This window comes from Mycobacterium sp. NGS69, from assembly GCF_059812165.1.
In genome coordinates this window covers 25,480-46,443 of record NZ_JCALCD010000010.1, presented here as the reverse complement: position 1 = coordinate 46,443, position 20,964 = coordinate 25,480, and the positions used below count along the sequence as shown (strand labels likewise).

At 67.9% G+C, this 20,964-nt stretch carries 20 protein-coding genes; 16 read left to right on the top strand and 4 right to left on the bottom strand.

Annotation, left to right across the window (positions count from 1 at the left end; translation table 11 throughout):
* Positions 1-33 precede the first annotated feature (33 nt).
* The 4 genes from AC5Y2S_RS25075 (at position 34) to AC5Y2S_RS25060 (ending at position 4,182) form a co-directional block, all read left to right on the top strand.
* The gene (locus tag AC5Y2S_RS25075) at positions 34-348 is read left to right on the top strand and encodes a hypothetical protein (protein ID WP_499959074.1); all 315 of its coding nucleotides are present in this window, start codon (positions 34-36) and stop codon (positions 346-348) included.
* A 49-nt stretch (positions 349-397) separates the two neighbouring features.
* Entirely contained in the window at positions 398-2,020 is a 1,623-nt protein-coding gene (locus AC5Y2S_RS25070; RefSeq protein ID WP_499959073.1) for a class I adenylate-forming enzyme family protein, read from the top strand.
* Complete coding sequence (locus tag AC5Y2S_RS25065) at positions 2,007-2,780, top strand: class II aldolase/adducin family protein (protein ID WP_499959072.1); 774 nt, start codon at positions 2,007-2,009, stop codon at positions 2,778-2,780. The genes AC5Y2S_RS25070 and AC5Y2S_RS25065 overlap by 14 nt, the downstream gene beginning before the upstream one ends.
* 133 nt (positions 2,781-2,913) lie before the next feature.
* Positions 2,914-4,182 (top strand): amidohydrolase family protein, encoded by a 1,269-nt coding sequence (locus AC5Y2S_RS25060; protein WP_499959070.1) that lies wholly within the window; start codon positions 2,914-2,916, stop codon positions 4,180-4,182.
* Here the strand turns inward: AC5Y2S_RS25060 and AC5Y2S_RS25055 are convergent.
* Positions 4,179-4,472, bottom strand: coding sequence for a hypothetical protein (locus AC5Y2S_RS25055; RefSeq protein WP_499959068.1), 294 nt, complete (start codon positions 4,470-4,472; stop codon positions 4,179-4,181). The genes AC5Y2S_RS25060 and AC5Y2S_RS25055 overlap by 4 nt on opposite strands.
* 248 nt (positions 4,473-4,720) lie before the next feature.
* On the opposite strand from AC5Y2S_RS25055, the gene AC5Y2S_RS25050 reads away from it, so the two are divergent.
* The 3 genes from AC5Y2S_RS25050 to AC5Y2S_RS25040 all read left to right on the top strand — a co-directional run bounded on the left by AC5Y2S_RS25050 (position 4,721) and on the right by AC5Y2S_RS25040 (position 7,422).
* Positions 4,721-5,878 (top strand): serine/threonine-protein kinase, encoded by a 1,158-nt coding sequence (locus AC5Y2S_RS25050; RefSeq protein WP_499959066.1) that lies wholly within the window; start codon positions 4,721-4,723, stop codon positions 5,876-5,878.
* 178 nt (positions 5,879-6,056) lie between these two features.
* Positions 6,057-7,052 carry an alpha/beta fold hydrolase gene (locus AC5Y2S_RS25045; protein WP_499959065.1) on the top strand — a complete coding sequence of 332 codons (996 nt, stop codon included), beginning with the start codon at positions 6,057-6,059 and terminating at the stop codon, positions 7,050-7,052.
* Between the two features lie 145 nt (positions 7,053-7,197).
* Positions 7,198-7,422: a hypothetical protein gene (locus AC5Y2S_RS25040; protein ID WP_499959064.1), complete on the top strand. Its 225-nt coding sequence runs from the start codon at positions 7,198-7,200 to the stop codon at positions 7,420-7,422.
* 21 nt (positions 7,423-7,443) lie between these two features.
* Here the strand turns inward: AC5Y2S_RS25040 and AC5Y2S_RS25035 are convergent, their stop codons facing one another.
* The gene (locus AC5Y2S_RS25035) at positions 7,444-8,463 is read right to left on the bottom strand and encodes an NAD(P)H-dependent flavin oxidoreductase (protein ID WP_499906582.1); all 1,020 of its coding nucleotides are present in this window, start codon (positions 8,461-8,463) and stop codon (positions 7,444-7,446) included.
* Between the two features lie 113 nt (positions 8,464-8,576).
* Here AC5Y2S_RS25035 and AC5Y2S_RS25030 point away from each other — a divergent pair, with 113 nt between their 5' ends.
* Entirely contained in the window at positions 8,577-10,178 is a 1,602-nt protein-coding gene (locus AC5Y2S_RS25030; RefSeq protein ID WP_499959062.1) for an arylsulfatase, read from the top strand.
* Between the two features lie 66 nt (positions 10,179-10,244).
* Positions 10,245-11,243 carry a Gfo/Idh/MocA family protein gene (locus tag AC5Y2S_RS25025; protein ID WP_499959060.1) on the top strand — a complete coding sequence of 333 codons (999 nt, stop codon included), beginning with the start codon at positions 10,245-10,247 and terminating at the stop codon, positions 11,241-11,243.
* 3 nt (positions 11,244-11,246) lie between these two features.
* Here AC5Y2S_RS25025 and AC5Y2S_RS25020 read toward each other — a convergent pair whose 3' ends face one another.
* Positions 11,247-12,074 carry a sugar phosphate isomerase/epimerase family protein gene (locus AC5Y2S_RS25020; RefSeq protein ID WP_499959058.1) on the bottom strand — a complete coding sequence of 276 codons (828 nt, stop codon included), beginning with the start codon at positions 12,072-12,074 and terminating at the stop codon, positions 11,247-11,249.
* 1 nt (position 12,075) lies between these two features.
* Positions 12,076-12,660, bottom strand: coding sequence for a SecDF P1 head subdomain-containing protein (locus AC5Y2S_RS25015; RefSeq protein WP_499959056.1), 585 nt, complete (start codon positions 12,658-12,660; stop codon positions 12,076-12,078).
* A gap of 98 nt (positions 12,661-12,758) precedes the next feature.
* On the opposite strand from AC5Y2S_RS25015, the gene AC5Y2S_RS25010 reads away from it, so the two are divergent.
* The 7 genes from AC5Y2S_RS25010 to AC5Y2S_RS24980 all read left to right on the top strand — a co-directional run bounded on the left by AC5Y2S_RS25010 (position 12,759) and on the right by AC5Y2S_RS24980 (position 20,942).
* Complete coding sequence (locus tag AC5Y2S_RS25010) at positions 12,759-13,421, top strand: TetR/AcrR family transcriptional regulator (protein ID WP_499959055.1); 663 nt, start codon at positions 12,759-12,761, stop codon at positions 13,419-13,421.
* Positions 13,422-13,569: 148 nt separating this feature from the next.
* Positions 13,570-14,772, top strand: a complete 1,203-nt coding sequence (locus AC5Y2S_RS25005; protein ID WP_499959053.1) for a cytochrome P450 — start codon at positions 13,570-13,572, stop codon at positions 14,770-14,772.
* Positions 14,772-15,608 carry a mycofactocin-coupled SDR family oxidoreductase gene (locus AC5Y2S_RS25000; RefSeq protein WP_499959051.1) on the top strand — a complete coding sequence of 279 codons (837 nt, stop codon included), beginning with the start codon at positions 14,772-14,774 and terminating at the stop codon, positions 15,606-15,608. Before AC5Y2S_RS25005 ends, AC5Y2S_RS25000 begins: the two co-directional genes overlap by 1 nt.
* A gap of 18 nt (positions 15,609-15,626) precedes the next feature.
* The gene (locus AC5Y2S_RS24995; protein ID WP_499906598.1) at positions 15,627-16,595 is read left to right on the top strand and encodes an enoyl-CoA hydratase/isomerase family protein; all 969 of its coding nucleotides are present in this window, start codon (positions 15,627-15,629) and stop codon (positions 16,593-16,595) included.
* Positions 16,592-18,931, top strand: a complete 2,340-nt coding sequence (locus tag AC5Y2S_RS24990; RefSeq protein ID WP_499959237.1) for a CaiB/BaiF CoA transferase family protein — start codon at positions 16,592-16,594, stop codon at positions 18,929-18,931. The genes AC5Y2S_RS24995 and AC5Y2S_RS24990 overlap by 4 nt, the downstream gene beginning before the upstream one ends.
* Positions 18,928-19,692: an SDR family NAD(P)-dependent oxidoreductase gene (locus AC5Y2S_RS24985; RefSeq protein WP_499959050.1), complete on the top strand. Its 765-nt coding sequence runs from the start codon at positions 18,928-18,930 to the stop codon at positions 19,690-19,692. The genes AC5Y2S_RS24990 and AC5Y2S_RS24985 overlap by 4 nt, the downstream gene beginning before the upstream one ends.
* On the top strand, positions 19,692-20,942 hold the full coding sequence (locus AC5Y2S_RS24980; RefSeq protein WP_499959235.1) for a hypothetical protein: 1,251 nt from the start codon (positions 19,692-19,694) through the stop codon (positions 20,940-20,942). Before AC5Y2S_RS24985 ends, AC5Y2S_RS24980 begins: the two co-directional genes overlap by 1 nt.
* Positions 20,943-20,964 lie beyond the last annotated feature (22 nt).

Genomic DNA, 20,964 nt, shown 5'->3' with positions numbered 1-20,964 from the left:
GCATCCCGCGAACGGAAATTACAGTTGGTGACCATGACGAATCGCAAAGCCACACTGGCGGCCGCGGTATGCGGCGGCGCCGCATTGGTCTTTGCGGCAGGGTTGGGCGCTGCCGGCCCGCAGACCGGTCCCGGCGGGCCGCTGAACGTCGCAACGAGCTCTTCGTCCGCGACGGCAACCGGCAGCGACGGCGACGGCGCCATCCACGTACAGCCCGTCGGCGGGAGTCCCTGCATCATCGGGCTCAACTGTGGCTGCGTTCCGCACCGCACCTGTCCCACGCCGCACCCGCGTCCGGGGACCGCCGGCGCCAACCAGCACAACGCTCCGGCCCCGCAGAATCCGTAGCGGCCGGGCTTCGGAGACCAACCGACGAGCGGTTTCCTATCATTTGCCAATGAGCGCCGGTGAGCTGGATACCGTGGGCTCGCCGGCATTCACCGACGAGGACTCGGCCCTGTTTCGCGCGGCCGGCTGGTGGTCCGATGAGACGCTGTCGGACGCGGTACGTCGCAACGCCCAATCGTCGCCTGATCGCCCCGCCTACGTCGATCATCCCGGGACGTCGTTGGACTGGCGCGAATTCGACCATGCGGCAACCAAATTGGCCGAGCTACTCGCGGGGTTGGGCGTGGTTCGCGGTGACCGGGTCGCGGTGTGGCACGGCGATGCCGCCGCCATCCACGCGCTGTTCGTCGCGATCGAACGGTGTGGTGCCGTCGTGGTCGGCATCGGGGCGCGGGCCGGGACCCGCGAGGTCGCCGCGATACTGCGCAATTCGCAGCCAAAGATCCTGGTCAGCGATCCGCAACGCGGAGATGCCGCGGCCGGTGTGGCCAAGGAGTCCGCGGTGTCCGCCCTGGTCTTGGACGGTGATCCGGGTGCGCTGCGGCTGAACGTGGACGCGCAGCCCCGGGCGGTGGGAACGGAATCGCGACTGGGTCCCGACGACGTCTTCCTGATCAACTCCACTTCCGGGACCACCGGCCTGCCCAAGTGCGTGGTGCACACGCAGAACCGCTGGCACTACTTTCACCAGAAGGCCGTCGCGAACGGGTTGCTGACGCCAGACGACATCTTCTTGCCGGTCATCCCGACGCCCTTCGGATTTGGACTATGGACCAGCCACACCACGCCGATCTATCTCGGCGCCACCGCGGTGATCCTGCCGCGGTTCACCCCGTCGGCGGCGTGTGAGGCGATCACCCGCCACCGGGTCACCGTGCTGTGTTGTGTCAGCACGCAGCTGACGATGCTGATGGCGGACCCGGCCCGCCGCGATCACGACCTGAGTTCGCTGCGCGTCGTATTCGCGGGCGGCGAGGCGCTGCCGTACCGGCCCGCCGCCGAGTTCGAGGAGCTGACCGGCGCGAAAATCCTGCAGTTTTACGGTTCGAACGAAACCGGGTTGCTGAGCGCGACCACGCTCGACGACCCCCGCGAACGCCGGCTCCGCACGGGCGGGCGAATCGTCCCGGAGATGGCGGTGCGACTCTTCGACGGCGATCGGGACGTCACCGCGACGGGGCGCGGGCAGCCCGCCTGCCGGGGCCCGGCCACCAGCCTCGGGTACCTGGGCGGGACCGACCACGACAAGCTGTTCACCGCCGACGGGTGGATGCGCATGGGCGACATCTGCGAGATCGACGCGGAAGGCTATCTGAGCGTCACCGGACGAACCTCGGATTTCATCGTGCGCGGCGGCAAGAACATCAGCGCCAGCCAGGTCGAGGACGCCGCCACCACCCACCCCGCGATCGCGGTGGCGGCGGCCGTCGCCATGCCCGATCCGGTGTTCGGTGAAAAGGTTTGCCTCTACACCGAACTCGTCGATTCCCGGGCCATCGACCTGCCGGAGCTCGTCGAGCACCTGTTGGCGCTGGGCGTCTCGAAGGAACTGCTGCCCGAACGGCTCATCGTGCTCGACGAGCTTCCCCGATCGTCCGGCGGCAAGATTGCCAAAGGCCAGCTCCGCGCGGATATTCGAATCAGGACGGAGGCGGATCATGAACGCTCCTAACGCACGTCGAGGCGGCATCGAGGTCTGGGCACCGTCGGTGGTGCCCCCGATCGGCGTCGACCTGTCGAACGAGCAGGCCCTCGCGGTGGCCTTCCGGCATCTCGCCGGCATCGGGTTCGCGGAAAACATGGCCGGACACATCACCTGGCAACTCGACGGCCAAACGGACATGTTCGTCAACCCGTGGGGGCTGTGGTGGCAGGAGCTCACCGCCTCGGACATCTGCGTGGTGGACAGCGAGGCCCGCGTCGTCCGCGGTCGATGGGACGTCACCCCGGCCATCCACATCCACACCGAACTGCACCGCGTGCGCGACGACGCCCGCGTCGTCATCCACAACCACCCCTACTACGTGTGCGTGCTCGCCGCGCTGGGCAGGCTCCCCGAACTGGTCCACCAAACCGGTTCGCTGTATCTCGACGACCTGTGCCTGGTCGAGTCCTACGACGGGGAAATCGACAGCCCGGCCCGCGCCGCCGATCTCGCCGCGCGCATCGGGGGCGCCAACCTCACCATCCTGGCCAACCACGGCGTCATCGCAACGGGTCGCAACCTGCCGGAGGCGGTCTACCGGGCGGCATCGATCGAACGGGTCTGCAAGCTGGCCTACGACGTCATGCTTACCGGCCGGGAACCGGTGAAGATGAATTGGTCGGACATGGCCGGCATGCAGCGGTCGCTGATCGAACGCGCCGCCGACGTGTACTGGGCGGGGGCGGCCCGGATGACCATCAAGGCCGATTCGGATGTCCTCAATTGAGCGGCCGTGGATTGTGCGGCCACGGCGCTGAGTGTGCATTCAGGGCGCGGTTCGGCCGCGATTCCCGCCCTGGGCACACAGTCAATGCCGCTGGCGCACACTCAAGTGCCCTGTCCCGCAAGGAGACTGACGAGTGAAATCGATCGATGAGCTGGCCGGCGACCTGAAGTTCACGACGGCGAAGACCGGCGACGATCGCTCGGTCACGTTCCTGCCCGACCCGCCCCGCGCCCCGCGCCGGTACACGGTGATCTCGGCGGACGACCACATCGTCGAACCGCCCGACACCTTCACCGGGCGCCTGCCCCGGAAGTTCGCCGACCGCGCCCCAAAGGTCGTGGAGACCGGGACCGGGGGACAGACGTGGGTCTACGACGGCCGGGAACTGCCCAACGTCGGGTTCAACGCCGTGGTGGGGCGGCCGGTGGCCGAATACGGCTTCGAGCCGGTCCGGTTCGACGAGATGCGCAGGGGCGCATGGGATATCCACGAGCGGGTCAAGGACATGGACCTGAACGGCATCTACGCCTCACTCAACTTTCCCTCGTTCCTGCCGGGATTCGCCGGCCAGCGGCTACAACAGGTCACCACCGATCGCGACCTGGCGCTGGCCTCGGTGCGGGCATGGAACGACTGGCACCTCGAGGTCTGGGCGGGCTCGTATCCCGAACGCATCATTGCCTGCCAGCTGCCCTGGCTGCTGGACCCCGAGCTCGGCGCGAAGATGATCTATGAGAACGCCGAACGCGGCTTTCACGCCGTCACTTTCAGCGAGAACCCGGCGATGCTCGGATTGCCCAGCATCCACTCCGGCCACTGGGATCCGATGATGGCGGCCTGCGCCGAGACGGACACCGTGGTGAACCTGCACATCGGGTCCTCCGGATCCTCACCGTCCACCACCGACGACGCGCCGCCGGACGTCCAGGGCGTGCTGTTCTTCGCCTATGCCATTTCCGCGGCGGTCGACTGGTTGTACTCCGGCCTGCCCAGCAGATTCCCCGACCTGAAGATCTGCCTGTCGGAGGGCGGAATCGGCTGGGTCGCCGGGCTGCTGGACCGCCTGGACCACATGCTCAGCTACCACGCGATGTACGGCACCTGGCAGGCCATGGGCGAAAGGCTGACTCCCGCAGAGGTTTTCACCCGAAACTTCTGGTTCTGCGCGGTGGAGGACAAATCGTCGTTCGTGCAGCGCGATCGGATCGGCGTGGACAACATCATGCTGGAAGCCGACTACCCGCACTGCGATTCCACCTGGCCGCACACCCAGGAGACGATTCACGAGCAAATCGGCGATTTGCCCGCGGACGTGATCCGAAAGTTCAGCTGGGAGAACGCCTCTCGGTTGTACCGCCACCCGGTGCCGACCGAGGTCCAGCGCAATCCCGACGCGTTCTAGGCGTTCTGGCGCTGCCGCTCGTGCGGGCAGGGACAGCCGGTATCGTCGAGGGCCGCATACCGCGGCGACGCGACCACCGACGACGACACCGGCGAGGACACCGAAGCAAGGGAGGGTTTCGTGCACGGCGGCGCCGCGACCCAGTCCATGAACGTCCATATCGCGGCCACCCAAGCGATCAGTAGCAGGGCCGTCGCGATCGCGTGGACCAGCAGGTGAAGGGCGTATCCGGACGGGGATTGCGGTGAACCATCGCCAGCTGCAACCGTTTTGAACGTCGCTATTCCCATCAGGACAGGCCCCCTCTTCGAATCATCGGCTTCGGTCGCCACAAAATCTGCTCGATACTGTTTCGGAGCGACGCCCGTCGCGGATGGCGAACGTGCCGCTCCGAATCAGCGCAATGCGCAAAAGCGCTGGTCGTGTCGATCTCGGACGCGCGTTTTGAACCGCAGGCCTTTGGGTAGCCGACGTGGGACGTCGGTCGCCGCGTTGCGCGCCCGGTCGTCGACAAAAGCAGTGGGGATTGGCAGGGCGAATGAACACCCTCGCGTTGCTGGCCGGCCGCTACGAACTGCGCGGCAGGCTTGGCCTGGGAGGCATGGCCGAAGTTCGCGACGGCTGGGACACCCGACTGAACCGGTCCATCGCCATCAAGCTCCTGCACCCGATTTTCAACGCGGAGCCCGACATTCGGCACCGGTTCGACGCGGAGGCGCGCGCGGCCGCCGCGCTGAACCATCCGAACATCGTGGCGGTCCACGACAGCGGCGAGCACGAGGGCATACCTTTCATCGTGATGGAGCGGTTGCCCGGCACTTCGCTGGCCGATCTGATAGCCCGTGGTCCCCTTCTGCCGCCGCACGTCCGCGCCACGCTCGACAACGTTCTCGCCGCACTGTCGGTCGCGCACCGCGCGGCGATCCTGCACCGGGACATCAAGCCGGGAAACATCCTGGTCGGCGCCGACGGCGCGGCCATGAAGGTCGCGGACTTCGGCATCGCCAAGACCCAGGAGGCGGCGCACACGCGAACGGGCCAGGTCTTCGGCACCATTGCCTACCTGAGCCCCCAGCGGCTCGCCGGAGCGCCCGCCAGCGTGGTCGATGACCTTTATGCCGTCGGGGTGGTCGGCTACGAGGCACTCGCGGGGCATCGGCCCTTCCCGCAGGAGAACATGGGCGCACTGGCCCGCGCCATCTTGCATGACCGGCCGCCGCCACTCGCCCTGCTGCGGCCCGACGTCGATCCCGCCCTGATCACGGCGATCGAACGCGCGATGGCGCCGGATCCGCGGCAGCGGTTCGGCAGTGCCGAGGAAATGCGGGGAGTCCTGCACGGCCGGGGGGCGCCGCTGATGGCCGGGGTGCCGCTCGCCGCCCCGCGGCGCCCGGCGACGAAGGTGCTCGAGATGCCCGTGCCGGCGCGCGGTCCACGGCTGACGAGCCGCACCAGGAAGGCGCTCGTCGCCCTGGCCGTCCTGGCGGCGATGATCGTCCTCCCGTTCGCGATCGCGTCGGATCCGGCGCCCTCGAACGCGCCCGCCAAGCCGGTCACCACCAGCACCCCGTCGCCGGTGCCGATGCCGGTCAGCAACCCGGTTCCCCCACCGCCTCCCACTGAACAGCCGCCGGGTCCGCCACGGCACGGGCCGGGCAAAGGCCACGGCAAGGGACACGGCGGCGGGAGAGACTAGGGCATTCGCGCGGCGGTCCCGGCCGACGATCACCCCGTGAACAGAATGCGCAAAAGCTCAAAATCGTTTGTTCCGTGGCTATTGCGCACAAGCGCGTCAGCGCCGTCATCGCTCCGTAGCGTCGAGTGCAACGAGGTGTCGAGACCCCCTCGACATCGACACCGACCAGGAGCCCACCGTGTTCACTCAGCCGGAAATGACGACGGGATCAAACGCGTACCGCGCGCCGACCGCTGCGCTTCCGCAGCGACTGCCCACTCCGCGCGACGGGTACGTCGAGCGCACGGTGATCACCGGCGACGGCGTGCGGCTCGCGGTCCGCGACTACGGCGCGGCCGGCGCCCGCGACCACACCGTCGTCCTGCTGCACGGTCTGTGCTTGACGCAGTCGAGCTGGGCCCTCCAGGTTCGCCACCTGGTGCGCCGGTGGGGCGACAGCGTGCGAATCATCACCTACGACCACCGCGGCCACGGGCGTTCCACCGGGGCCGACATGCACACCTACCGGATCGACCGGCTCGCCGCCGACCTCGCCGACATCCTGACCGCGCTGCGAGTGAGCGGGCCGCTGACGCTGGCGGGGCACTCGATGGGCGGGATGACGGCGCTGGCCTATCTGGGCGGTCCCGCGGCCGGCCGCCCGCTGCAACCGCAGGGGCTCGTCCTGGTGGCCACGGCGGCGGGCCGGCTTGCCGAGCGGGGGCTGGGCCGCTTGCTGGCCGGCCGGGCCACGGGAGCGCTGTTCGATCTGGTGCACCACATGCCGCGACGGGCGACGGACCAGGCGATCAACGGGCTGGTCCGGCCCGTCTGCGAGGGCCTCATCAGATATTCCGGCGTCGAGCGCAACGGCGCCGCGGCGGTCACGCAATCCGCCATCCGCACGATTTCGTTGACCACCGCGGCCGGTTTCCTGCCCAGCCTGAAGCAATACGACCAGTACGACGCGCTCGCCGCGACCGCCGCCAACACGGTCGTCATCAGCGGCGGAGCGGACCGAACCACGCCGGCCGACCACGCGCGCGACCTGGCCGCGGCCATCCCCGGTGCCACCCACGTGCACCGGCCCACCGCCGGGCACATGCTCCTCGAAGAGGACGCGGAGTGCGTCAGCGACGCGATCGACCGCGTGATGTCCATGGGGCACCGAACCGCCCGTGGCGCGGCGAGTTGAGTGCCGGGCAGGCGACCCGAATGTTATGTCCGTGCAAATTCTTTTTCTTTGCTGAGCGGAAAACCGGCACGGCTGGCTAACGTCGGGCCATCAGCAAACGGCTGCAGGCTCCGCCCCAGCGGCGGAAGCGAATTGGAGGTGCATGATGAGGAAGACCGTTGCCGCCGGTGTTCTGGCGTTCTGTGGCCTGATGACCACCGGCGTCGGCGTCAGCAACGCCGAGGAAATCCAGGTCGAAGGCAACTACGCGACCCAGGCCGCGTGCGAGGTGGACGGCCCCCACGTCGAGGTGAACCACCCCGGCACGTTCACCCATTTCCAGTGCGTTCAGCACTCCGACGGCCTCTGGTACCTGTATCTGAGCAACTGATCCGCGGCCCGGATTAGCCGGTCAGAGATCGGAGGCCAAGCGCCGCAGGATGTCGGCCGCGGGCTCCGCGGTGGCGTGCCGATACCCGGTGCCCGCCCACAGGTGGACGTAGTCGGGCTTGCCCGCCGCGGCCGCGGCCTTGCGCATCGGGCTGGTGAGGTAGTGAATCGCCGGATAGCCGAGCGGCGCCTGCGCCTCGTGGGCGTCGATGAACGCGTTGCGCAGGCCGCGGGCCGGGCGGCCGGTAAAGGCCCGGGTGATCACGGTTTCGGTGTAGGCGGGGTCGGTGAGGGCCGCCTGGTGGGTGGCCGAGGCGCCGCTCTCGGTGGCGCGTAGCAGAACCGTCCCGACCGCGGCCGCCGCGGCGCCGGCACGGATCACGTCGGCCACCGCGGCGGGAGTGGCCAGCCCGCCGGCGGCCATCACCGGCAGCGATACCGTCGCGACGATCTGTGCGACGAGGTCGACGATCGGGACCGGTGTCAACGGCTTGCGCGGCGAGAGCGTGCCCGAATGCCCGCCCGCCGTCGCCGCCTGCACGGCAAGCATGTCAACCCCGGCGTCGCGCGCTTGCGCCGCCTCGTCGGGCGTCGTCACGGTCTGCACAACAACGGTATTGGCCTTTCGCAGGGCGGCGATCACGTCGGCCGGCGGTATCCCGAACGTGAACGACACCATCGGCACCGGGTCGTCGAGCAACAGCGCGATCTTCTCGTCGAACCGGTCGGTGTCGTCGATCGGCTCGGTGGGAAGCGTTAGACCGAACTGGTCGGCCTCCTTCTGGACGATCGCGGCGTAGGCGCGATAGCTGTCGGGGTCGACGGGCAGGGGATTAGGCGCAAAGACGTTGATCCCGAACGGAATTCCCTCGGCGCGGACCTTCTTGATCTCGGCCTCGACGGCGTCGACCGTCTTGTACCCTGCCGCCAGCATGCCCAGCGCGCCGGCCTGGGTCGCGGCGGACACCATCGCCGACGTGGTGGGCCCGCCGGCCATCGGGGCGGCGACCAGCGGTATCGACATCCCAAACTGTTCCAGCATCCCAGTCCCCCTTCCGAGTCCGGATCACGGGCTGCCTTGAGAATATCGGCGGGGCATTGCCATTCCATCCCGGCCATTCCATCCCGGCGCCGGACCTGACAGGATGCTTCACCGTGAAGCGGCCCAACTTTCTAGTAATCGTGGCGGACGACCTCGGTTATTCCGATATCGGTGCGTTCGGCGGCGAGATCAAGACGCCGAACCTGGACCGGCTGGCCTACGCCGGGGTCCGGTTCACCGATTTCCACTCCGCCCCGGCCTGCTCGCCCACCCGGGCGATGCTGCTGACCGGGACTGACCACCACCTCGCCGGCATCGGCACGATGCTCGAGGTCGCGATGCCCGAGTTCCGCGGCGCCCCGGGCTACGAGGGCTACCTGAACGACCGGGTGGTCGCCCTGCCCGAGCTGTTGCGCGACGCCGGATACCTGACGCTGATGTCGGGCAAGTGGCACCTGGGCGACACCATCGAAAGGTCGCCGTGGGCGCGCGGATTCGAGCGCTCGTTCGCGCTGCTGCCGGCCGGCGCCAGCCACTACGGCCCCGCCACCGGTGGCGGGTTCTCGCCCGTGGCAACGCTTTACACCGAGGACGACCATTTCGTCACCGTCGGCGACGACTTCTACTCGTCCGATTTCTACGTCGACACGCTGTTGGGCTACTTCCGCGAGCGCCGCGCGGACGACGACCGCCCGTTCTTCGCCTACTTGCCTTTTCAGGCGCCGCACTGGCCGTTGCAGGCGCCGGCGGAGTCCATCGCGACCTACCACGGCCGCTACGACGCCGGTCCGGACGAATTGCGCGAGGCGCGCCTGGAGGCGCTGAAGAAGCTCGGCCTGTGCCCGTTCGACGTCGAGGCGCACCCGGTCGTGGCCGACGGCGCCCCCGAGTGGGCCGACATGACGGATGACGAGCGCGCCCGCTCGGCCCGCAGCATGGAGGTCTACGCCGCGATGGTGGACCGGATGGATCAGAACATCGGCCGGGTCATCGACTACCTGGCCGACACCGGCGAACTGGACAACACCGTCGTGATCTTCCTGTCCGACAACGGCGCGGAGGGCGCGATGGTCGAGGCGATGCCGCTGCGCGGCGCCCAAATCGTCGCACAGATCGAAAAGTACTGCGACAACAGCCTCGACAACCTGGGTGGCCCCACCTCGTTCATCTGGTACGGCCCGCGCTGGGCGCAAGCGGCCACCGCGCCGTCGCGCCTGCACAAGGCGTTCACCACCGAAGGCGGGATCCGGGTGGTCGGGTTCGTCACCTGGCCCGGTTTTGCCCGGCAGGCCGAAATCGGCACTGCCTTCACGACGGTCATGGACATCGCCCCGACGGTGCTCGAGCTCGCCGGCGTCGCGCACCCGCGCACCGCCTACCGGGGCCGCGACGTCGAACCCATGCGGGGCCGCTCGCTGGTGTCGTACCTGTCGGGCGAAGCCGAAACGGTTCACGGCGCGGACACCAGCACCGGTTGGGAGTTGTTCGGGCGCAGGGCGATTCGGCAGGGCGACTGGAAGGCCGTCTATCTGCCGGCGCCGTACGGTCCCGGCGCCTGGCAACTCTACGACCTGTCCGGCGACCCGGGCGAGATCGAAGATCTGGCCGCCTCGCAGCCCGACAAGCTGACCGAGCTGCTGGCGCTGTGGGATCGCTACGTCGAGGAGACCGGCGTCATCCTGGACCCCATCTCGGTGTTCGACGCGGACCTGTAAGGCGCGGGGACCGGCCTCGATGTCGGCGATAGCCGTCGCAGACGGCCGAGTGCTAGCGTCGGCTCCGTGTCAGCAGACGGCAACCCCATCCGAATCGGCATCTTGGGGGCGGCCCGCATCGCGCCTTTGGCCGTCGTCAATCCAGCCAAGCAGCACAGCCAGGTAGAGGTGGCCGCCGTGGCGGCCCGCGACCCGGAGCGTGGGCGGGCCTTCGCCGCCAAACACGGCATCCCGCGGGTGCACGAAAGCTACGACGCGCTGATCGCCGACCCCGCCGTCGACGCGGTCTACAACCCGCTGCCGAACGGCCTGCACGGCAAGTGGACGCGGGCCGCGCTGGCCGCGGGCAAGCACGTCCTGTGCGAAAAGCCTTTCACCGCCAACGCCGCCGAGGCACGCGAGATCGCCGAGATCGCCGCGAATTCGGACCGGGTGGTGATGGAGGCCTTCCACTATCGCTACCACCCGCTGACCCGGCGCGTCGAGGAGATCATCGCCTCCGGCGAGCTCGGCAAGCTCACCCGGGTGGAGGCCGCCATGTGCTTCCCCCTGCCGAGGTTCGCCGACATCCGCTACAACTATTCGCTTGCCGGCGGGGCGCTGATGGACGCGGGGTGCTACTCGGTGCACATGGTCCGCACCTTCGGTGGTTCAACGCCGGAGGTCGTTTCGGCGCGCGCCAAATTGCGCGATCCGCAGGTGGACCGCGCCATGACGGCCGAGGTGAAGTTCGCCGGCGGGCACACCGGCCGGGTCCGGTGTTCGATGTGGTCGACGCAGCTGCTGCAGATCAGCGCGCACGTGGTCGGCGAACACGGTGAGCTTCGCGTCTTGAACCCGGTGTTGCCCAGCCTTTTCCACCGGCTCACGATCCGATCACACGACGGGCGGCGCGTCGAACGCTTTTCGCGCCGGCCCTCCTACGCCTACCAGCTCGACGCCTTCGCCGCGTCGGTCCTGCGCGGCGAACCGGTCAAGACAACCCCGGAAGACGCGATCGAAAACATGACCGTTATCGACGCGATCTACCGTGCCGCGGGCCTTCCGCTTCGCGAACCGAGCTGACCGCTAACCCGTTGACCGGGCGGCCACGTCGGACAACAAGCGGCGCGCCGCCTCGACGCAGGGGCGCAGGCGATCGATCGGGCTGACGCCGGCCAGTGCCAACGACCTTCTCGGGACCTCGATTTCGATCACGACGTCGGCGGGAAGCGCGGAAAGGATTTCGGGTAGCGGCAATTCGCCCTCGCCCGGAACCATGCGCTCGAACATGGCTTCCTCCATGTAGTTGTCGCCGCGCGGCCGCAGGGTCGTGTCGTTGACTTGGGCATAGCCGATGTGATCGGGGTCGATGGCCGCGACGTCCGCGGCGGTCGAACCGGATCTCACGAGGTGCATCGTGTCGATCAACAGCCGAAAGTCGGGCCGCGCGACGTGTTCCCGGGCGGCCAGCGCGGTGGGCAGGTCGCCCACGGTCAGACCCGGTACCGGTTCGACGACCGTCTGGATTTCGCGTTGGGCGGCGAGCTCCGTCAGGGCCGCGAACTGGTCGAACGTGCGGCCGAGGTCGGGGTCGAGGCTCACGACGTTGATCCGCGGAACCGCGAGCTCGGCCAGCGCGTCGAGATCGCTTGTGAATTCGCTCATCTCGGCGCCGGGCAGGACCAAAAACCCGTCGCCCAGCGAGATCGTGACGCCACGGTGGTCCATCGCGGCCCGCACGTCTCGCCGCAGCGCCGCGTCCTTCAGCGAGAAGGGCGGATAGCCCAGCGGTACCAGCGGAAGCCCCCGCACCACGGCCGACATGTACCTGCAACCGAGGTCGGCTGTGAGATCGACGAATTCCACTGGCGGAAGTCCGAATCCGCCGAGGAAGCCGATGCCGAGGCGACCCATGCTACGCGGGGCGTCCGGCCAATTGCGCCAACTGGTCGGCGGCCTGGGCCGTCTGGGTGGTCAACGCGATCTTGCCGGAGGTGACCGGCTCTACGATGATCGGCGCCTCCAGAACCAGATCGTCGCGGATAAAGGCAACGTGGTCCTGCAGGTGGGTGGCGGTGAATGTCGCCCAGGCCCCCGCGGACAGCGGGTCCATGGTCAAGCTCACCTCGTAGAAGCCGGACGTCAGTGACGCCGGCGGGTCCACGTGGATCAGGGCCAGTCGCATCGTCTCGGGACCCAACGTATACAGCGTCGTCCGGGCGAGGTCGCAGGTAACCAGGACGCCGGTCGGTGCCACCGGAGCGTTCGGATTCGCGGCGGGGCACTTGTTGGGCGTCGTCGGTTGGGACTTCTGCACCGGCCGAACCGGTAAGGGCTGGATCCTCACCGTGGGCGCCGATCGGGTGGTCGTCGGTGCCGCGGCGGTGGTCGGCGTGGTGGGGGAGTTGTGGTGTGGCGCCGCGTGGCAGCCGCACATCACCGCGCCCAGCAGCAGCGCGCTCGTCAGGCCGCCGGCGCCCCGGGATGCGCGGTGAATCATTGCACCAGACTTTCATCCGGGAACCCGTTGCACCGGCGCGACACGCTCTTTACGGACACTACGAATATAGAGTAGTCTCCCGCTCCGGGACACCTTGAATGGACAAACGACGAAAGCCCAACCCCACCGAACGCCGCCGCGACCTTTGCGATGCGGCGATCCACCTCTTGTCTCACGACGGGGCCAAGGGGCTGAGCCATCTCAAAGTCGACCGCCAGGCCGGGGTCCCGGACGGCACCACCTCGTTCTATTTCCGGACCCGCTCGGCGCTGCTGCGCGCCGTGGCCGAGCGGCTGGCGGAGCTGGACCTGGCGAGCCTGCAGTCGGTGGCGGACGAGGCCGACGGCGCGGACGGTCGGCCAAACAGCCCGTCGCCGTCGCGGTTGTCGCAGGTGGTGATTCAGGCCGGCCACGAGCCGCAGCTGTCGCGGACCCGGGCCCGCTACGAGCTGACCATGCAGGCCACCCGCGACCCCGCGGTGGCGGCGATTCTGCAGCAGGCCACGGACGCATTCACGAAGCTGCACCGCGAAATCCTGGTGCAGCTCATGCCGCGCGGCGCCGAGCTGGAGCCGGCCGTGGTCGAGGATCTGAGCAACGTCACGCTCACCTTCATCAACGGCCTGTTGCTGCGCTTCGCCCACGGCGACCGAGTCGTCGACAGTCCCGAACAGCTCGACGGGATCCTGACGGCGATGGCCACCGGCATCCTGAAGAACCCGAACAAGGGCCGGCTGACCGGAACCGGTGCGCCCGGATGAGTTCCGTGTCGTCGTCTTGCCAGGGCACCCGCCGTATGGTTCTCTACGAGAATAGAGTAAACCCGCTGTATTTAAGCGAAGCGTATAAATTGCGCCGCGGCGGATATCTCGATGCTTATACGAAAATGTCAGCCGTAGGAGGGATTTCGTGACGGTGAGCACGGACAGCGATGTCCATTTCGACCCATACGACGTCGAGCTGATTGCCGACCCGTATCCGATGTTCGCGCGCCTGCGGGACGAGGCGCCGCTGTACTACAACGCCGAATATGACTTCTTCGCGTTGAGCCGGTACGCCGATGTCAACAAGGCCCTCGTCGACCACGGCACCTATAGCTCCGCCCGGGGCGTGATCCTCGAGCTGATCAAGGCCAACCTCGAAATCCCTTCGGGCATGCTGATCTTCGAGGACCCACCGATCCACGACGTACACCGCAAGCTGCTGTCGCGAATGTTCACCCCACGCAAGATCAACGCGCTGGAGCCGATGATCCGGGACTTCTGCGCGCAGCTCCTGGATCCCCTGGTGGGTTCGGGGCGATTCGACTTCGTCACCGATCTCGGCGCGATCATGCCGATGAAGGTCATCAGCACGCTGCTCGGCATCCCCGAAGACGACCAGGAGTACATCCGCGACCGCGGCAACGCGCAGCTTCGCACCGAGGCCGGCAAGCCGATGAAGGCCGCGGAGCACGGCCTGTCCGTCGGCGAACAGTTCGAGGCCTACATCGACTGGCGCGCCGACAATCCGTCCGATGACATCATGACCGATCTGCTCAATGTCGAGTTCGTCGACGAGACCGGCACCACGCGACGGCTGACCCGTAGCGAGATCCTGGTGTACCTCAACGTCGTTGCCGGAGCGGGCAACGAAACCACGACCCGGCTGATCGGTTGGGCGGGCAAGGTGCTCGCCGAGCATCCCGATCAGCGCCGCGAGCTCGTGCGAAACCCCGGCCTCATCCCGCAGGCGATCGAGGAGCTGCTGCGCTACGAGCCGCCCGCCCCACACATGGCCCGGTACGTGACCCGCGACGTCACCCTGTACGACCAGACGGTGCCCGAGGGCAGCGTCATGATGACGCTCCTCGGGTCCGCCTGCCGCGACGAGCGGCAGTTCGGGCCCGACGCCGGCCGGTTCGATATCCATCGCGAAGCCCGGCCCCACCTCACCTTCAGCGTGGGCACGCACTTCTGCCTGGGCTCGGCGCTGGCCCGACTGGAAGGCCGGATCGCGCTGGAGGAAGTCCTCAAACGCTTTCCGGAGTGGGACGTCGACCTGGCCAACGCCAAGCTGAGCCCGACGTCGTCGGTGCGGGGCTGGGAAACCTTGCCGACCGTGGTGCCCTGATGACGGGCCGGGTAGAAGGGAAGGTCGCCTTCATCACCGGGGCCGCCCGGGGGCAGGGCCGCAGTCACGCGGTGCGCCTGGCGCAGGAGGGCGCCGACATCATCGCGATCGACGTCTGCGGACCGATCGAAAACCTGGCCTACCCGCACTCCACGCCGGAGGATCTCGCCGAAACCGCCGACCTGGTGAAGGGTCACAACCGTCGCATCGTGACCGCACAGGTCGACGTGCGCGACTACGACGCGCTCAAGGCCGCGGTCGACAGCGGCGTCGAGCAACTCGGGCGTCTCGACATCATCGTCGCCAACGCGGGCATCGGCACATTCGGCAACAAGCTGCACAAGATTCGCGAGAACGTCTGGCAGGACATGATCGACGTGAACCTTTCCGGCGTCTGGCACACCGTGAAAGCCGGTGTGCCGCACATCATCGCCGGCGGGCGCGGCGGCTCGATCGTGCTCACCGGCTCGGTCGGATCGCACAAGGCCATGGCCTACACCGGCCACTACATCGCCGCGAAGCACGGCGTGATCGGCCTGATGCGCGCATTCGCGGTCGAGCTGGGCCAGCACATGATCCGGGTGAATTCCGTGCACCCCAGCCAGGTCAACACGCCGATGACGATGAACGAAGTCACGTTTCGCCTCTTTCGGCCGGACCTGGAGAATCCCGGACCCGACGACTTCGCGCCGTTCTCGCAGATGACCCACACGCTGCCGGTGCCCTGGGTGGAAGCCGCCGACATCAGCAACGCCGTCCTGTTCCTCGCCTCTGACGAATCCCGTTATGTCACCGGCGTTTCGCTGCCCGTCGACGCGGGTGCCTTGCTCAAGTAGAGAAGTGGAGAAGAACCCATGCCCGAGTACGACTACGAGAAGCTGAAGAAGGAAGCCGAGCAGTACATCAAGTTCGAGAAGGACAAGAAGAATCGGATCGCCTACATCACGTTCGACCGACCCGACGCCCAGAACGCCACCACGTTGGGCATGCGGCAGAACTACGCCGACCTGATCCACAAGTGCAACGTCGACGACGACGTCAAGGTCGTCGTGATCCGCGGCGAGGGCGAGGATTTCGGCAGCGGCGGGGACCTACCCGAGCAACGCCCGATGCTGGAGAACCCCGGCCTGCCGCTGCTGCACGAGCTCGCCATCAACGACGACGACGTCAAGTACCCGCCGGGCGGATCGTACCGCTACCTGTCCACCGTCACGGACTTCTACGCCAAGGCCCGCGCGGGAAACCGCCCGCTGCAAGAGCTTCGGAAGATCAGCATCATCGAGGCCAAGGGCTACTGCTACGGGTGGCATTTCTATCAGGCCGGCGACGCCGATCTGGTGGTGTCCTCCGATGACGCCCTTTTCGGTCACCCCGCGTTCCGCTACGTGGGCTGGGGCCCACGCCTGTGGTGGTGGGCGGAGACGATGGGGCTGCGGAAGTTCTCCGAAATGCTGTTCACCGGGCGGCCGTTCAGCGCGAAAGAGATGTACGAGTGCGGTTTCGTCAACAGCGTGGTGCCCCGCGACAAGCTGGAAGAAGAGACGCTGAAATACGCGATGGCGTGCTCGCGCTCCCGGCCCACGGACACCGTCGCGGTGCAGAAGACCTTCCTGGAGCTGTACAAGCAGCACAAGGGCGAGTACTTCGGCAGCCTGCTCACCGGCATGGTCGAGGGAATGTTGCCGCTGATCCAAAACGACGCGCAGGAGGTCGACCTCACCGACGGCACCTTCGAAAAGGGCCTCAACAACGTGGTGAAGGACAATGACCTGAACTTCCCGCCGGAATGGCGCCTGAGCCGCTCGGGACGGAAGAAGCCCTGACCGCACTGACGGGCTTCCGGATCGTTGAGTTGGCCGAGACGGTCGCGGGGGAGTACTGCGGAAAGCTACTGGCCGATTTCGGCGCCGAGGTGATCAAGGTCGAGGCGCCGGAATGCGGCAGCCGCACACGCGCGATGGCCCCCTTCCTCGCCGACGGGCCAGAAGGCAGCGCGCTGTTCGCCTACCTCAACACCAACAAGCGCTCCGTCGTCCTCGACGACGAGCGCTTGCAAGCGCTGATCGCTTCGGCCGACGCGGTCATCGAAGACCGCGAGTCGGGCCGCTCCGAACGGCATCCGTCCGTGGTGTTCTGCTCGATCACCCCGTTCGGCGTCGCCGCGCCCGCCGAGTTCGGAAACGCCAAGAGCCTGAACGTTTTCCACGCCAGCGGCTGGGGGTATCACACCCCGAGTCACGCCGATCCGGGCAAGCCGCCGTTGCAGGGACCGGGGCGCTTCCTGGCGGACTACGAGGCGGGATTGGATGCGGCGCTGTGTGTCGCGTCGGCGCTGTTCGGGCGGCTGCACACCGGTCGGGGCGAGTGCATCGACGTCTCGGAGCACGCGGTGCTGGTCTCCCGCGCCGACTGCATCCTGGGCCGATTCATCACCGGGGAGGTTCCGGCAGCAGGCCGCCGTGACGATTACGACCAGGCGGGCCCGGCGTCATTCTTCGCCTGCGCCGACGGCTTCGTCTACCTGTACATGACCAGCCGCGCCCATTGGAGCGGCCTGAAAGAACTGCTGGGCCATCCCGACTGGCTGGACGCCTTCGAGGACGACTGGCTGGAGTTCTCCGTCACGGCCGAAAAGGTCGACGCGTTTCGGCGGCGTTTCGCCGCATGGGTCCGGATCATGCCCAAAGAGGCGGCCGCCGAGCGAGCCCAGCGGCTGGGGGTGCCGTTGGTCCCGGTCAACGAGGCCGGGGATCTGCACCATTCGCCGCAATACCGCCACCGGCGGTTCTTCCAGCAGATGCGTCATCCCGCGTTGGGCGATGCGGTGTATCCCACCGTTCCGTACGCCCTGGGCGCGTCGCCGGCCCGAATCACCTCCGCCGCACCCACTCTCGGCGAGCACACGGACGCGGTCCGCGACGGGCTCGGCGTGCCACGCACACCGCCGTCGGTCAGGGCGCCGCAACTCAAGCCACCCAAACGGCCGCGCGGCGGACCGCTGGAGGGAGTCCGCGTCGTCGAGCTCACCAAGGTGTGGGCCGGTCCGTATGCCGGCAAGCTCCTGGCGCAGCTGGGCGCCGAAGTGATCAAGATCGAAACCGCCAGCGCCCCCGAGGAGATGCGGGCCTACGGCGGCACGGACATCAATCACGCCCCATACTTTCTCAGCATCAACCACGAGATCCTCAGCGTGGAGCTCGACATCAAGTCAAACGAGGGCATGGCGCGCCTGCGCGAGCTGATTGCGCGCGCCGACATCGTCGTCAACAACCTGCGGCCGGGCGCGATGGAGCGCCAGGGCTTGGGTTATGAACAGCTCGCGGCGATCAAGCCGGACATCATCTCGGTGTCGATCAAGATGTGGGGCAACGACGGGCCGCTTGGGCATCAAACCGGTTACGCCCCATGCTTCGCCGCGCTGGCCGGCCTGGCGTCGCTGGTCGGCTACCCGGGCGGGCCGCCCCTGGGGACGAGCATGCGCTACGGGGATTCCACCGTCGGGGCCGCCGCCGCCTACGCCGCCGTGGTCGCGTTGCTGCATCGGGAGCTGACCGGCGAGGGCCAGTTCGTCGACCTGTCGGCGGTAGAGACGCTGTCCTCGATGGTCGGCGACTGCCTCCTTGAACAAAGCCTCACCGGAAAACGCTTGGGCCCCAACGGAAACAAACATCCCGACATGTGCCCACACGGCTGCTACCCGTGCAGGGACGATTCGTGGATCGCCGTGGCCGTGGCCGACGACGCCGAATGGCGGCGGCTGTGCGAGGTATTGGGCGGCGCCGAGCTGGTTATCGATGCGCGCTACGCCACGATGCAGGCCCGGCACCGCCACGCCGACGCGCTGGACGACGCGCTCGCGGCGCTCACCCGCAAGCACGACGCAGAGGATTTGGCGCAGCGCCTGCGGGCCGCGGGGGTTCCCGCGTGCAAGAGTGCCACCGTGATCGACACGATCGGCGATCAGCGTTTGTGGGATCGCGAGCTGTTCCGCTTCGTCACGGATAATCGCGAAGGCCAGCGCCCGGTAATCGGGCCGTCGTGGCAGCTGGCGCGGTCCCCGGCGCGAATCGAACGCGGCGCACCGGACTTGGGGGAGGACGCCGACTACGTCCTGCGGGAGATCCTGGGCGCGGGATCAACGACGGGAGGCGCGAGGTGACGGCCACCCTGGCGAATACCGCGGCCCTGGTGACGGGCGCCAGCAGCGGTATCGGAGCCGCTACGGCGAAGGCGCTGGCGGCAGAAGGCGCCGCGGTGGCGCTCCTCGCGCGTCGGGCCGACCGGCTCGCCGACGTCAAGGCGGAGATCGAATCTGCGGGCGGCACCGCGCTGGTCGTCACCGCCGACGTGACCGACGCCGAGGACGTATCGGCGGCCGTGCAGCGCACACTCGCCGAGTTGGGGCGCCTCGACACCGTGGTCAACAACGCCGGGCTGATGCGGTCCGGCCCCGCGGCCGAGGCCCGCCTGCAGGATTGGGACGACATGGTGGCGGTGAATGTTCAGGGCGTCCTTTACGTCACTCGCGCCGCGCTCCCGCACCTGATCGAGGCGGCCGGCAGCTCACCGCGCGGCGTCGCCGATCTGGTCACCATCAGTTCCACCGGCGGCTGGGTGGCCCGCCCGAACACCGCGGTCTACTCGCTGACCAAATTCGGGGTGAACGCGTTCAGCGAGGGGATCCGCCAAGAGGTGCTCGGGAGCCGGGTGCGCGTCGGGGTGGTGGCTCCCGGGACCGTCGACACCGAGATCTTCGGCCACCTTTCCGCCCCGTCGCGAGAGGCCGTCGCGCGCCAGACGGCCGGCATGGTCAAGTTGCGGCCCGAAGACATCGCCGACGCGGTGCTGTACATGGTGACGCGCGATCGCCGGGTCGCCGTCAACCACATGTTGGTGCGCGCGGCGGAACAGACTTGGTGATTTACGGCGAGCAGTTCGGCCTCGCGATCCCGGCCGACCCCAACGCTTTACGAGGCGGCGGCGCGCGGCTTCTGACGGAGGCGTTCCGGGCTTCGGGTGTGCTCGCCGACGGCAACGCGGTCGCGGCCGTTACGGAGCTCCGCGAGGTGGCGGGGGGCAGCACGGGACGCAAGGTCGTGCTGTCGGTCGAATACGCCAGGCCGCGTATCGGTCTGCACACCGACCTGTTCGTGAAGTTCTCCCGTGATCTCGACAACCCGGTGCGCGACAAGGGAAGGACGCAAATGGAGCCGGAGGTCCGGTTCGCCGCGCTGTCCCGAACACCCGGGTTTCCCATCGCGGTCCCCGCGGTGCAGTTCGGCGACTACGACCGCGAGACCGGCACGGGAATCCTGATCACCGAACGAATCCCATTCGGCCGCGGCAGAATCGAGCGCCAGTACCACAAGTGCCTTGACTACGACATGCCCGACGCAATCGGCCACTACCGCGCGCTGCTGACCGCTCTGGGGCGCCTCGCCGGCACCTATGGGTCCGGTCGCCTGCCGGGGCAGCTGGCCGCGCAATTCCCGCTCGATGTGCGGGCCGCGACCGTGGGGGACCGCGCACCGGTGCGCGCCGACAAGTTGGACCGGCGCGTGTCCCGGCTGACCGGATTTGTGGAAGCTAACCCCGGGTTGCTGCCCGCCAACGTCGGCTCACCGAAGTTCCTGGCACGCCTGCGCGAAGAGGTGCCGCGGGTCGCGCGCCACGAGCACACGATCATGCGCCAGCTGGCCGACGACTCTGACTACGTGGCGCTGTGCCACTGGAACGCCAACATCGACAACGCGTGGTTTTGGCGCGACGGCGTACTGCGCTGCGGCTTGCTGGACTGGGGATGCGTCGGCCAGATGAACATGGGCATGGCGATCTGGGGTGCCTTGTCCGGCGCCGAAACCGATTTGTGGAATGAGCATTTCGACGAGCTGCTGGAATTGTTCGTATCGGAGGTTGAGCGCGTCGGTGGCCCGCGCCTGGATCCGGACCGGCTGCGCCGGCACACGCTGCTGTACGCGGCGGCGATGGGGGTCGCGTGGCTGCTCGACGTGCCAGCGTTGATCCGCGCGCGCTTCGGCGACTCCGCACCGGGGAGCCGCATGGATCCGCGGATCGCCGATGACGAGAGCGTGCGTGCGCCGCTGCAGATGCTCGCGAACGTGCTGAATCTTTGGGAACGGCATTGCATGGAATCCCCTGTGTCACTTTAGTTTCAGTGGTCACAAATCGGGA